At 33.8% G+C, this 14,104-nt stretch carries 13 protein-coding genes; 9 read left to right on the top strand and 4 right to left on the bottom strand.

Annotated elements, in window-relative coordinates:
- Together V514_RS20710 and V514_RS20565 are read left to right on the top strand one after the other, a co-directional pair.
- Positions 1-570 (top strand): hypothetical protein (locus tag V514_RS20710; protein WP_235073550.1); only part of this gene is annotated, 570 nt, incomplete at its 5' end.
- A 250-nt stretch (positions 571-820) separates the two neighbouring features.
- Positions 821-2,116, top strand: coding sequence for an MmcB family DNA repair protein (locus V514_RS20565; RefSeq protein WP_200864049.1), 1,296 nt, complete (start codon positions 821-823; stop codon positions 2,114-2,116).
- A gap of 425 nt (positions 2,117-2,541) precedes the next feature.
- Here the strand turns inward: V514_RS20565 and V514_RS0117710 are convergent, their stop codons facing one another.
- The 3 genes from V514_RS0117710 to V514_RS0117700 form a co-directional block, all read right to left on the bottom strand.
- Complete coding sequence (locus V514_RS0117710) at positions 2,542-3,183, bottom strand: recombinase family protein (protein ID WP_029501128.1); 642 nt, start codon at positions 3,181-3,183, stop codon at positions 2,542-2,544.
- Between the two features lie 131 nt (positions 3,184-3,314).
- The gene (locus V514_RS0117705) at positions 3,315-3,767 is read right to left on the bottom strand and encodes a hypothetical protein (RefSeq protein ID WP_029501127.1); all 453 of its coding nucleotides are present in this window, start codon (positions 3,765-3,767) and stop codon (positions 3,315-3,317) included.
- Positions 3,767-4,459, bottom strand: a complete 693-nt coding sequence (locus V514_RS0117700) for a hypothetical protein (RefSeq protein WP_029501126.1) — start codon at positions 4,457-4,459, stop codon at positions 3,767-3,769. The genes V514_RS0117705 and V514_RS0117700 overlap by 1 nt, the downstream gene beginning before the upstream one ends.
- A gap of 108 nt (positions 4,460-4,567) precedes the next feature.
- Between V514_RS0117700 and V514_RS0117695 the strand changes: the two genes are divergently transcribed.
- Together V514_RS0117695 and dcm are read left to right on the top strand one after the other, a co-directional pair.
- On the top strand, positions 4,568-6,082 hold the full coding sequence (locus V514_RS0117695; protein WP_235073543.1) for a MutH/Sau3AI family endonuclease: 1,515 nt from the start codon (positions 4,568-4,570) through the stop codon (positions 6,080-6,082).
- A 583-nt stretch (positions 6,083-6,665) separates the two neighbouring features.
- Entirely contained in the window at positions 6,666-7,919 is a 1,254-nt protein-coding gene (dcm, locus tag V514_RS0117685; RefSeq protein ID WP_029501124.1) for a DNA (cytosine-5-)-methyltransferase, read from the top strand.
- Between the two features lie 51 nt (positions 7,920-7,970).
- On the opposite strand, the gene V514_RS0117680 is transcribed toward dcm, so the two are convergent.
- Complete coding sequence (locus V514_RS0117680) at positions 7,971-8,351, bottom strand: VOC family protein (RefSeq protein WP_029501123.1); 381 nt, start codon at positions 8,349-8,351, stop codon at positions 7,971-7,973.
- 174 nt (positions 8,352-8,525) lie between these two features.
- Between V514_RS0117680 and V514_RS0117675 the strand changes: the two genes are divergently transcribed.
- The 5 genes from V514_RS0117675 to V514_RS0117655 are packed head-to-tail and all read left to right on the top strand — an operon-like array spanning position 8,526 to position 13,701.
- Positions 8,526-9,269: a hypothetical protein gene (locus tag V514_RS0117675; protein WP_029501122.1), complete on the top strand. Its 744-nt coding sequence runs from the start codon at positions 8,526-8,528 to the stop codon at positions 9,267-9,269.
- A 21-nt stretch (positions 9,270-9,290) separates the two neighbouring features.
- Positions 9,291-10,619, top strand: a complete 1,329-nt coding sequence (locus V514_RS19855) for an McrB family protein (protein WP_029501121.1) — start codon at positions 9,291-9,293, stop codon at positions 10,617-10,619.
- Positions 10,620-10,636: 17 nt separating this feature from the next.
- The gene (locus V514_RS0117665; protein ID WP_161630219.1) at positions 10,637-11,851 is read left to right on the top strand and encodes an McrC family protein; all 1,215 of its coding nucleotides are present in this window, start codon (positions 10,637-10,639) and stop codon (positions 11,849-11,851) included.
- 15 nt (positions 11,852-11,866) lie between these two features.
- Positions 11,867-12,634, top strand: a complete 768-nt coding sequence (locus V514_RS19420) for a DNA-methyltransferase (RefSeq protein WP_029501119.1) — start codon at positions 11,867-11,869, stop codon at positions 12,632-12,634.
- Positions 12,634-13,701, top strand: coding sequence for a DNA cytosine methyltransferase (locus V514_RS0117655; RefSeq protein WP_029501247.1), 1,068 nt, complete (start codon positions 12,634-12,636; stop codon positions 13,699-13,701). The genes V514_RS19420 and V514_RS0117655 overlap by 1 nt, the downstream gene beginning before the upstream one ends.
- Positions 13,702-14,104: the final 403 nt, after the last annotated feature.

The raw sequence follows: 14,104 nt of genomic DNA, 5'->3' as shown, positions 1-14,104 counted from the left end.
ACTCCCCCAACCCCCCACGGCGCACCCCCACCCATTCAAGCGGACGGGATTTTAATTTTGGGGGACGTTCCCAGGGGGAGGGGGCCCTTCAGGCGACGCTCCGCTTATTCGCCTTCAGGTTTCACATGTAAGAGCTGGCAGTCTAAACAAGCTATTGCCGACATACCAAGCGCGGCCTACTCTCTCAAAATTTCTAATTTTATTTTTCTCGCGTTTCTCGATCACGCATGCGCTACTCGCCTTGCGAGCAATCGCGCAAGCTCACATACTAGCAAAGCATTACAGCGCCGCCAGATCTGCCGGTGCAAGCACCTTGTCGCAGCCTGTCCGGGCCATCTTCGTATACAAAACGGTGCGCGATTTCTATTTATTTTTTCTTTTAATCAAAATGGCGGAGGACTCGTCCTGGCGCTGCGCACCTACCCGGACCAATCCTCCGCCAATCCCAAAAAATCTCAAATTTTGTCGAATCTACACGATAAATTATTCAGTTATTCAATTCTCACCACAAATGTCCGTCAATTCACGCCCAGCGTCAATGTAAATCGCAACGTAGCGCGAGCGGAGTGAGAATTTAAGAATTGACGCGACTAATTCCTTCCACGCTAAACGCCCGTCCAAACCCTTTTGGACCTGCCTAGTGGCGAGCGGTAGTTTTTTGGGGCGCCTTTTTTTCAAAAAAGGAGCGGTCTAATTTTCTTCTTTCATTTTCTATTTTTATTTTACAAAAGTGCCCCGGACTCTTTTTTCTAAATTATGTTAAAATGAAAATAATTAAAAATACGGGAGGGCTTTGCGTATGCTAAATGGTCTTGATAACATGAGTACTCAAATATTTGACCAGTTTGAAAAAGGTAGAGCGCTTGCTGATATTGCGACAGATTTTGAGGTAACCTTAAATCAGGTTAAAAAGCTAAAGCGGTTGTATAACGGCCTTCAAAAAACGCGCCTTTCATTAAATGACGAGGCCGCGCAACAACTAGCTATTCTTGGCACAAAGGCGCTGGTGCTACTACCATTGTTAAAAGACGATCCAGATAGTTTTGGAGAGGTGTTAATGGTTGCGACACCCGACATGCGGCGCGAAGATTTGGAGCAATTAGGTCGGCTAGCTAAAGCAAAGCAGCAACGCATCGCCGAATTTAAGCAATATTATGAGTCATACTTAATAAAAATTGAAAAACAACAAGAGATTAATACAATGCTTGAAACTAAATTAGCCAAAGTGCGCAAAAAATTAAAAGCGCAGCTGAAAGGTTTAGATGATTATCCGGAAGCGGTCCAAGAGAAATTACTTCATTATGTAGGTCCGTATGGTGAGCAGTTTGCGCTACGCCGGCGGTTAGATAGTGGTTTCAGGCGTGCTTTGGCAACTAAAGGCATCATTGAGTTGATCGACTATGTATGGGTGATTAACGATTTTGACGCATTCGCCAATCAGATGGCTAAAAGGTTGAAACGTGGTTATTATATCGAGTGGGACGAGGACCGCGAGTATCAACGTAATCCATACGGTACTACAAGCTCTGAGGATTATGCGCACGTCCGCTCATTTACTGAAGAATTTGATAGCATAGAATCCATACAAAAAGAGCATGAGCAACAAATTAAAAAATTAAAATTAGAAATGAAACACGCAGAACAACAGCTGAAAGAAGCACGTTCAGCGAGTTTGCAGTCATTTCAAGAAGCAAACGAAGCGACCAACTTAATGTCGAAACGCGAAATTTTACGACACCGCGAAATGCAAAATCTGGCGCTCAAATGGCTCTACAACAACGGTTACATCGCGGCACCAGAAGTCACACTGCCAAATATGCATCGTGCGGATGTCATTGGTTATAACGCCGACAAAATTATTATTATTGAGGTCAAAGCAAGCAATGAAGATTATAACCGCGATCATAAGTGGCCCGAATATCTACCGTACTGCGATGCCTTCTATTTCTTCACAGACTTTTATATAGAAGAAACTCAAGTTGGCCAGTTAAAGGAAAAGGGCCGGAGCTTGGTAATTTCAAAAGAAGATATGACGCCACATGCGTGTATAGATGCTGCAGCGGTGCAGTATGCGGTGGGGCGAGCGCTGAGTCGGAAAGTGGCGTTGGGATGGTAATTTAAAATAAAATTAGAAAATAGTTAAAATTAAAATTAGAAAATGTTATCATAAATCATATAAAATCATATAAAATGATATTAAATCATATAAAATCATATGAAGTGATATTATATGAAAAAAAGCTAAGTGTTATTGAACGGCAATTCAATAACACTTAGCTGAACATCATTTCACAAAGGAAAAAATGAAAATGAAAAAGACTAATAGAACACCGGTAAGTAATTCTTTTGTTATTTTCACTTCAAAACTTCCTGAAATGAAGCTAGAGTCATCGCGATTTTGCGGTGACTTTTTTCTTTTTTTCGCCATTACCTTGCACCTCCTCCCATGAAGAATGCGTAGCTGAATGACTACAACTAAAATTTTAACATATCCCTAATATTGAAGTGACTTTTTTTCTTCAAAAAAAGAATAAAAGAAAATTATTTGACGTATTCCTTTATCACCTTATAAAACGTATTCTTCTTCAACCCAAGCATTTCCATAAACTCCACGCCCTTAATCTCTTTCGCCCGCCATTTTTCAAAATTAGTCTCCAAAATCTCGCGCTGTTCTTTTGATAACGTCTCCAAATTTATCGCAGGACGGCCCAAATGCTTCCCAGCTTTACGTGCAGCTGCAATACCTTCCTTCTGACGCTTTAAAATCTTTTTACGCTCTTGATCGGCGACATATGAAAGTAGCGATAGGAATTGGTCCTCCATTAATGACCCCAGCTGGCTGTCCTCGCTGTTCATCGCTTTAAATTTCCGACTATCAAAAAGTGTCGCGTTTTCAAGTACAACAATATCAGCATTGATTTTGCGCGTGATTTCCTTCCACTCAGAAATGATGGCTTCATAGTTGCGGCCGAGGCGATCAAGTGCATCGACATAAACGAGATCCCCTGCGCGGAGGCGGCTTTTCATATTTTGATACTGCGGGCGGTTAAAATCCTTGCCACTCGCATGATCGATGTAAATATCTCGCTCATCAATACCGAGCGCTTTCATTTTTGCTTCCTGGCGTGCTGTGTTTTGGTCCGTAGTTGAAACACGAATATATCCGAATGTTTTTGTGGTCATAGTCATTTCTCCTTTAAAAACGTTTGTAAATATATATTATCAATTTTAAACGTTTATAAAATTATTTAATAGCTTTTAGATACGAAAAAAGACACCTAAAATTAGGTGTCCTTAAAGTATGATTTTATAAACTATTTATTAATCGTCTCTACAATTCCACCTTGTAATAAATCCTCTAAACTATAAATCCAACCACCTGCATTATTTTTTAGTGGATGAGGTTTATTAGGTAATGGGCAATACATATCTAATAAATAAAATTTATAAACTAAATCTTTTTCAAAGCCCATACCTGGATAACGATTTACAATGTATCCTTTAATACGAGTTTTTTCAATTTCTTTTAAATTTGAAGTATGTACTAATTGATTTTCCCAATCATTCATATGCAGCAAAATTAATTTAGAAATCGTATAAACTGTATTCATCGCACCTCCGCCAGACTGTCTGAATGTTATATAATCTGTATCTCTATAACGATAATTTCTCGTATCTGGATGTGAATGAACTTGAAATTGATTAATAATATCCTGTGTCTTTCCTGCAGAAATTGATAACACTGAATCGTTAAAAATTTCGCTCATTAATAACCTCTCAACGCATACAAATGCCGATTAATAGGTGCAAGATTAGCTAATCTGCGGAAATCTTCAATTTGTGCATAGTTATTGTTCATTAATGCTACAGCTTGTACATCATTAGCTAACAAGTCACAATAGTTTTTTATCCCATTTTGATATGTAGGAAATTTCAATTGTCCGTTATAACTTATATAATTACCTATTTCATTTAAAAAGTTGCGGTTTGGATCAAACAAAGCCAATACATATCCCATAAAATAATCTCTAGTTCTATTAAAATGTGAATATTGTTGAAAAACTTCTCTACCAAAATTGATTTCTTGTTCGAAAAATAGCATAGCTAAAGCTAGCAAAGCGATACTCTGTCTATAATTTACCACATTTATATTTTGTGGATTCCAACCTCTCCAAATCGCATAACATTGATCTTGGGTACATCCTGCGTCATGTAATGCTTGTAAAACATCTACATGAGTAAAAGTGTTTCCATTAAAAGTACCACGTATATCAAAATATCCCTGTTTATCTCTAGTGCTGTTTATATATTTCTCTTGCACTTGAGCCATTAATCCTGTGTAATTTCTTCTATATTCAAAAACAAAACCATCATAGTTCAAAAAATTAAAAAAATCATTACCATGTTGATTATTAACTACGTTTAATAATTGATTTGCTGCGTATTGATATAATGGCATATTTATTCCTCTCCAATTTTCATTTTCTCTTCATATATCCATAATATTACTTTTACGTTAAGTTTAACATGATATATTATTGATATAAGAGTATTAAGGGAGCTGTGTATGATGGCAAAACATCCATTTACATTTAATGAATTGAATATGATTTTGAGTGAAGCAACCGGGAAAACGCTTGGAGAAGCAGACGTGAATAACGTTTTTGCCAAAACGATTGGTAAACCAAAGATTACGGGAATTGCTGGGGATGTTGTAGAACAATCTATATTGGGTTATCCAGCTGATTCAGATAGTGAGCCAGACTTGATTGTTGATGGTGTTCCTACAGAATTAAAAACAACAGGTATTCGTGTAAAAATTCCAAAAGGAAAGACGAAAAAAGAGTACAAAGCAAAGGAACCAATGTCTATTACTGCGGTTTCTATAAAAAAAATTGTATCAGAAGAGGATTTTGAGAATTCTCGTTTCTGGCACAAGTTAGAAAATTTGCTGCTTGTGTATTACAATTACTCAGCACCTAAAGCTGTTCCTGCTGCAGAGTATGCAAATTTTATAATTGAAGGCTATCAATTCCACCAATTTTCAGATGAGGATAAAGAAATTCTAAAAAATGACTGGACGATTGTGCGCGATTTCATTCGAGATATACAAGCTAATTACGAGGATCCATGTAATGAATATCCGCGTATTTCGTCTGAACTTCGTAAACAGTTGATGCTTATTGATACAGCACCTAAATATCCTAATGCGCCTCGTTTCCGTCTAAAACAATCTACGGTCGGAACTATAGTTGAAAAGCATTTTGGCCAAAAATTAGAAGAGTTAGACGAAACTTATTCATCATTCAAAGAGCTAGATAATGAGCTTCATCGGCTAACGAATTTATATAAGGGACATACAGTACGAGAGTTAATTGAAATGCTACATATTAATGCGCCCCTAAATAAAAATGGTGATGTTGGAAAAGGCGTGACCGAGCAAATTATTGTTAAAATGCTTGGCGGTAAAGCAAAGAAACTGAGTAAGATTGACTTATTCAGTAAGGCCGGTATTATTCCTAAGACTATTGTGACAACATCTACTGGGTCGCGTACCGAAGACATGAAGCTCTTCCAAATTGATTTTGAAGAATGGACCCGCACTGAGTATGATTCAGACGCGGGACAATTGTTACCTATGACATTTGAGCAATCGTTTGTTTATAATTATTTTGCAGAACATCAATTTCTATGTATCATTTTCCAAGAGTCAACGGACGGAGATAAATTACTCGATAATAAATTCATTGGCTTTAAACGATTAGCTTTTGATGAATCCTTTATAAATAGTACAATTAAAAAGCTATGGGAAGATGTTCGTAATCTTGTCATGAAAGATTTATTAATTGAAAGTATCGTCTATAAAAAAGATGGGACACCACAGATTAATAAAAAAACGAATACTATAAAGGTATCTTTAAATTTCCCTAAGTCTGCGGAATATGATGTTTTTGTAAGAGGTAGTGGTACAGATTCTACTCATAAGAACTTTGTATTAAATGGCATACATATGTATTCTCAATATGTGTGGATTAAAGGATCTACGATGGTTAATTTATTAAAAGAAATTGATTTTATTTAAATCAATTTCTAAAGTGTAGACTTTTTTATATTTATGATTCAAACTGAGAACACATACATTGTAGAAATAATTGATATAATTTTGATTATTATATGATATTATCAACAGAACTTACCGATACAACAATTAACATTGATCAAATCTAAAACATAGTTTATACTAAAAAGACTCTCCTTCATTGAAAGGTGGTGATACTATTATATGACGTTGTTAGATTATATGATTTTATTTTTCCTGTTTAATTTTCTCTTTAATATTACTTATTCTGTAAGTTGGGAAAGTACAAACGGGAAAAAATATTTTTTTGGTTATAATGTTAAAAATGAAAAAACCCTAATCAAATTGATTAAGGCTTTCAAGAAAATTTTCTATAATTAAATATAGTCTAATATGCTAGATCTGGAAATCTTGCATATTTCTGTGAAAGGGCGTGTTCGAGCACGCCCTTTTATATAATTTATCACATCTAGTGAACTCTTTGTTAGATTTCGCTATTTTTCATTTTATAACGTGAGCAGATTATTGTTGATCCCAGCACCTTTTTACGATATAATGAGAACACCAAAAGAAAGAAGGTCAACCAATGAACAATACACTCAATGTAGTCGAGCTTTTTGCTGGCGTAGGTGGTTTCCGTGTTGGGTTGGAAAAAGCAGATAAAAAGCTATTTGATACTGTTTGGGCGAACCAATGGGAACCTTCTAAAAAAGCACAGGATGCATTTGATTGCTACAACACACACTTTCCATCGAGCGAAAACTGCAACGATGATATTGCGAAAGTTTCAAATAAAACATTTGAAGAAATGAATATTGATTTACTTGTGGGGGGTTTCCCGTGTCAAGATTACTCGGTCGCACGTTCTCTTTCAAAAGAGAAGGGAATTGAAGGAAAAAAAGGCGTCCTTTTCTGGGAGATTAAACGAATTATTGAAGTATCACATCCCAAATATGTGTTGCTTGAAAATGTCGATCGTCTCTTAAAATCCCCTTCTAAACAACGCGGGCGTGATTTTTCTATCATGCTAGCTACATTCCGCGATCTTGGCTATATTGTCGAATGGCGAATTATTAACGCAGCAGAATATGGGGCCGCACAACGTCGCCGTCGTATTTTTATTTTTGCTTATGACAAATCATTAGCGTATGCAGAGCGTCAATTACAACATTCGACAGGTGAACTTCTATTAAAAGATGGCTTTTTTGCGAAGACATTCCCGGTGAAGGATGAAGTCTATAAAGGTCGCGACGAAAAAGTCGAGCTGCCACAAGATATTCTTGAAATCTCCGATGAATTTTCATTTGAATATCACCAAGCCGGTATTATGATTGATGGTCATGTGCATACGGTGCATCCAGAAGCATTAAATCCACGAGCGATTCCACTTGGCGACATTTTACAAGATGAAGCGGAAGTCGATGAAGCCTATTATTTAAACGAAGCACAAATTGAGAAATTCGCGTATTTACGTGGTCCAAAGAAAATTGAACGGACGTCAAAAGATGGCCATAAATATATTTTCTCAGAGGGTGGTATGTCCCCAACGGACCTATTAGAGCTCCCTGGCCGTACGATGCTGACAAGTGAAGGTACGACGAATCGTAGTACACATGTGATCGAAGTAAACGGGCGCAAGCGCTTCTTAACGCCAATTGAATGTGAACGATTAAATGGCTTCCACGATAACTGGACTGCCACAATGAGCAAGCGTATGCGCTATTTCTGTATGGGCAATGCGCTTGTGACACAAATGATTGAAAAAATGGCCTTAACCATTAAAGAGATTGAGGCAGCAGAAACACATGATATGGCTCAAATTTCTTTGAGCTTGAAGTAAGAAAAACGACCGAGCACTGGTGCTCGGTCGTTTTTACGTTATACCAATCAATCATTTCTTCATCCCCAACAATTCAATCTCCATTCCAATTCGAAAGTTAAAAACATCTTCTGCGCGAATGTCTGTAAAATCAGTACTGTATTCTGTTTCAATATTGCGCACGAAAAGTAGCTTGCCGATAAGCTCTAGTGTGTGACCGTCTGGCGTATTGATTTTCCAAATTGGTAGCCCAGATTTATAAAAACCCGCATCATCAACTAAAATGGAAATTTCATCGCTATAGTCGGCAATGTCGTAAGATTCGGCATTTAAAATTCGACAAATTTCGGCATTTTGAAAAGTTAAGTTGTCATTATTTATCTGGATGGTGCCGACATCGTACTGCATTTGTTGCTCTGGAAAGTCTATGTAATAAAGTTTGAGTTGTGGCATGGTTTCACCGTTTCTGTTTTAGAATATTTAAATACTATATTCATAATAAGTTTAAATTACTTAGATTTCAAAAAATACTTTATTTTAACTTATATGCAAATAATCAAAATAATTGATATTATACTTTTAAAATAATTGTTTTATTTTATAATAAGTATAGGTAGGAGGGATTTTATGGAATTACAACCTTTAACAATTGGACTAGATATTGGAACAACATTAATAAATCAACCAGCAGGATACATATTAGGTTTACTTGTGAACAATGAAAAATTCTTCAATCAATATAATAACACTACTTACTGGCAAGCAAGTATTAGGCATAATCCAAAACAAGCAACTATAAACGAAATTGAATCACATCTAAATTTAATTAGGGAAATAACACAAAAAATAGGTATGGATACACAATTTAATGTAGTTGATTTCTATAAACAACGGGATATAAAAATTCAAAAATTCAACGCCGGAAAACAAGGTATTATTGGCGCAATTTCACAAACTGAACCAAATTATGAATTTAGTAAATTTATTTCAGATATTAAAATACCTATTTTAAATTCTCCTATAGAAATTAAGAAAGCATTTTTATGTGGTGTATTTGATGGTAGATCTGCATACGATAAAACCGCAAAATTTATTTCTTTAGATTTTGAAGGAGAAGATGTTGGAGAGCTTTTACGTCAATTATTTGAGTCTTTAGGAATAGACTATAACATTAATTATTCAAGAGAAAGAAAACAAGGCGGAAAACCTAGAAAAAATCAAATACGCATAAAACACATACCATTCCTTACAGAAATTGGATATATATCTCCAGCAAAATTTGCTAAAGCAACAATAAATATAACCGACGACTATGAAATAATCAACGATTCAGAAATTTTAACTGGACTTAAAAAGATTAAATTATTATAAATTTAAAACGAGGTGTTCATATTGACTCAAAATACAATCTACTATGGCCCACCAGGTACTGGTAAAACCTATTTTCTACAAAAATTAAAAGAAAAGTATACTTCCTATGATATTTCAAATACTCAAATAGAAAACGCTTTTAACATTAACGGAAATCCTTGGGTTATAGTTTCTCTACTCATTCTACAAAACAATAATATACCTTTATCTATAAATATAATTCAAGATAAAATGGATAATTTAAAATTCCCCACTGCAGTTAAAGGAACATTACCTAATGCTTCTTTAATTTTATCCAATCATTCAGTTAAAATAGATAAAGATTTCCCTATAAAAGAATACCCAAAAATTTTCATTGAAACTAATAATAAGTGGTACGTTGATATAAATGAGCTTATAAAATCCTATAAAAATTTCTTTAAAGATTTAAATTTAAATAATTCTCTTAAAAATCGTTTTAAATTCGTAACCTTTCATCCTTCATTTTCATATGAAGATTTTGTAGAAGGTATTAAACCCATTTTGCTTAATAATGAAGATTACATAAATTCACCTGATCCATCTATAAACCGAAATAACTCTAATTTATCTTATGAGTTAAAAGATGGCATATTTAAATCAATTTGTAAAGAAGCCAAAGAAGATTACGGAAATAATTATGCTATTTTTATAGATGAAATTAATCGAGGGAATATTTCGGAAATTTTTGGAGAATTAATAACTTTAATAGAAATAGATAAGCGTGAGAATTCTCCTAATATGCTTAAGGTCGAACTTCCTTACTCGAAAAAAGAATTCAGTGTACCCCAAAACATCGATATTATAGGAACAATGAATTCTAGTGATAAAAGTATTGCACTTATAGATGTAGCACTTCGAAGACGTTTTAATTTTATAAAAAGGGAATCAGATTTATCAGTTCTAAAAACTCATTTTGAATGCAAGGGGTTAGATGTTTATAACTTCTTCGACATTGATTTGGTTAATATGTTATCAACAATGAACCGCAGAATTAGTTTTCTTCTTAGTTCTGATTATCATATAGGGCATGCTTTCTTTACAAATATTAATTCTATTGAAGATTTAAATAGAGTTTTTTCTGAAAAAATCGTCCCGTTATTAGAAGAATATTTTTATGAAGATTACGAGAAAATACAGTTAATATTTAACGATCTTGATTCGGGGGGGAATCTTCATTCTAATGCTATTTACATTCATCATGAAAATGACCCTGAAGAATTGTTTAGTTACATTGAAAACATAGATTTAAGCACTTCTAAATCATATAGAATAAACAGTATGTTAAATGTAAATTCGTATCAAAAAATCTATTCTAATATGGATTTATAAGTATGATTCTAAGAATAATGGAACATGAACATGTTCATATTGGAAAGAGTATATCTATTAGTGAAAAGAAGATAGATAGGCATACCGCTGAAGAATTAAAAAATTTAGAATACTCTCTACAAAAGAACATATTTAAATGGGGGAGAAATTTTATAAGTCCGCAGCAATGGGTTGGCGTTATTAAATTATCGAATTTAACTATTGAAATACTTCCTAAGATAAATTCAACTTATGATGAATTATTATCCAAGGAAATTCTTGTTAATATGATAAATTATTCCTTTGGACATACTTCAAAACAGAATGTTAACAGCTCATTAAAAAATAATTCAAAAAACTTTATCGATGCTATTGTAGGGATATTTTTGCAAGAATTACAAAATGAACTTAGAAAAGGTTTAATTCAATCTTATAAAAAGATTAATAAAAATCTAACAAAAGTTAAAGGCAGAATAAATTTTAATGACCACATCAATAAAAATTTTGTTGATAAGCATAAATTCTATTGTACTTACTCTTCACTTTCAACTAACAATGTAATAAATCAAACAATTAGAACCACATTGAATTTATTACAGAATTTAGTGAAATCGCCTAAAAACATTTCATCTATTAAACAAATACAAGCTTATTTTATAGAAATTGAGTCTAAAAACATTTCAATTCATGATATAAATTCTATTAAATGGACTAAATTGAATAATCGATATAAAAGGATAATTGACATGTGTAAAATGTTTTTAGAAAATAATTTTTTAAATCTTAGTACAGGCAACCAAAATATAAGTTTCTTTTTGTTCGACATGAATAAATTATTTGAAAAGGTAATATATATAGCTTTATCTAAATCTCAAAAAACTATTAACTTTCAATATAATAAACAATATTTATTAGAGAAAAAATCAAATAATAAGAACATGATTCGCCTCATTCCAGATATAATTATCAAAGGTAGTGGCAATATTACAATTGTTGATACTAAATGGAAAAATACTAAAAATTTCATAAAAGAAAGCGATGCTTATCAAATGTCTGTTTATAATACAACTTTTGATTCTGTCTCAAGAGTTGTATTATTCTATCCTAAATCATTAAATAATGATAAAATTGCTGGAGAATATAATTTTATCAATAATCCAAATCAAACTATTCTTGAAATAAAAAGTATTGATTTAACTAAAATATTAAATCAACAAAGGTTTCACTTCTATGTGGAATCACTTATTAATTAATTTAGGTGGAATGAAATGACTAATGAAATTTTATTATTTAATACAAATTGTTTAGAAGTTTTAAAAGATTTAGAATCTGATAGCGTTGATTTAATATTAACAGATCCCCCATATAACTTAGGAAATTTTATGAGGGACCGCCAAACCAACTTAAAAAAAATGCGTGATAACTTCTTTGGCGACGCTGGTTGGGACGATTTAGAATTTGATGAATGGAAAAAGCAAATTGATGACTTTTTTAAAGAAGCAAACCGCGTTTTAAAAAAACGCGGCTCTTTAATTATGTTTATGTCTATAATTAAAGTGGAATCTATTATTTCAATTGCTTCAAAGCATAAATTCTATTATAAAACTACCGGTATTTGGCATAAAACAAATCCTATGCCACGTAACATGAATCTACATTTCATAAATTCTACTGAAGCATGGTTATATTTTATTAATGAAGCACGTACAGGGACTTTTAATAATAACGGAAAAGCCTTTCATGATTTTATAGAAACATCTGGTTCTACAAAATCTGAAAAACAATATATTGCACACCCAACCCAAAAGCCCGAAAAATTATTCGAACATTTTGTATCGCTACTTACTAATCCTAACGATACTGTATTAGATCCTTTTATGGGAAGTGGAACTAGCGGTGTAGTTACTAAAAAAATGGGTAGAAAATTCATAGGTTGTGAAATAAACCCTCAATACTTCGAAGGTGCAAAAAACCGTATTAATCAATCAGCAACACAATTGAACTTTTTAGATTTAAATATTAGTGAGGGAAAATAATGCCAAATATTATTGATTTATTTTCAGGTGTCGGTGGCATTTCATTGGGATTTCAGCAAGCAGGTTTTAATGTATTGTTAGCTAATGAAATTGACAAAGATATCTCAGAATCTTACAAAAAAAATCATCCTAATATTAGAATGATAAATGAAGATATTACAAAATTAAATATAGAAACTATTTTTGAGACCTATAAGTCTCAAACAGATGTAATAGTTGGTGGCCCTCCTTGCCAAGGTTTTTCTCAAAAAGGAGCACGTAAACTTTTTGATGATGAGCGCAACTTTCTTTTCAATTATTTCTATAAGGTGGTTGCTTTTGTAAAACCATCTTATTTTCTAATGGAAAATGTTCCAAATATTTTATCTGCAGGCAACCAAGCTTTTAAGCATGAAATATATAATCTATTTGAAGAATTAGGTTATACGTTAGATTCTAATGTATTAAATGCTGCTGATTTTGGAGTCCCTCAAAATAGAAGAAGAGCATTTATCTTAGGAAAGCTGAATGGGGCATTAGAATTGCCAAAAAAAAACAAAAAAAATATAACAGTTAAAGATGCCATTTCTGATTTAGCTTTTTTAAACTCAGGGGAAGGTAAACTAGAACAAAGTTATAAAGTATCGCCTCAGTCTGATTATCAAAAATTAATGCGAAAAAATTCTAGTGTACTTTATAACCATGTAGCTACAAAACATTCGCAAATCGCTTTAGAACGATTAAAATTGATTCCTCCAGGAAAAGGTAGAGAAATGTTACCCGAAGAACATCTTACAAAATCTATTTATAGCGGTACATGGTCAAGAATGTTAGAAGATAGCCCGTCAGTTACTATCACAACTAGATTTGATACCCCTTCTTCTGGAAGGTTTACCCACCCATTCTTAGATAGAGCTATAACTGTTCGAGAAGCAGCAAGAATTCAATCTTTTCCTGATGATTTCATTTTCTTTGGAAACAAATCTTCTCAAATGAAGCAGGTTGGTAATGCTGTTCCTCCATTACTTGCAAAAGAAATTGCAGAAGTAATTATCCAGGATTTAAAAGATATCGATATTCACAAATAACACCAAAATTTTACGTTTTTTGAATTCTAATACAGCAAAACGAGCCTACAATCCATCTGGCAGCACCACTCCAAGCCTTCTTGATTTTGAAAAGGTGCGACAGCGCCGAAAATCTAGATGGCTTGCTATCCAGGCAACGAGTGGATCCCTGCGGTGCGTGAGCTCCGCGGGATGCGCTCGCTACGAATCACTTGAATATAGGCGTGTCTAGCGCTTTAACATATCAAAAGCCTTCTCGATCTGTAAAGGTGCGCAAGCACCGACATCGAGAGGGCTTATTTTTTGTGCGAGCCGGTCCTGACGAGGTGCAAAGCGCCGGAAGGACCTGGCGGAGCATGCTCGTTGCGAAAGGCAGAAAGTGCGTCATTGCAACTTGTAGCCGAAGCCGCCTCCTAAAGTCGGA

This window comes from Kurthia huakuii LAM0618, from assembly GCF_000505545.1.
GTDB lineage: Bacteria > Bacillota > Bacilli > Bacillales_A > Planococcaceae > Kurthia > Kurthia huakuii.
Note: the sequence above shows the minus strand (reverse complement) of the source record. Positions and strands in the feature narration are given on the sequence as shown.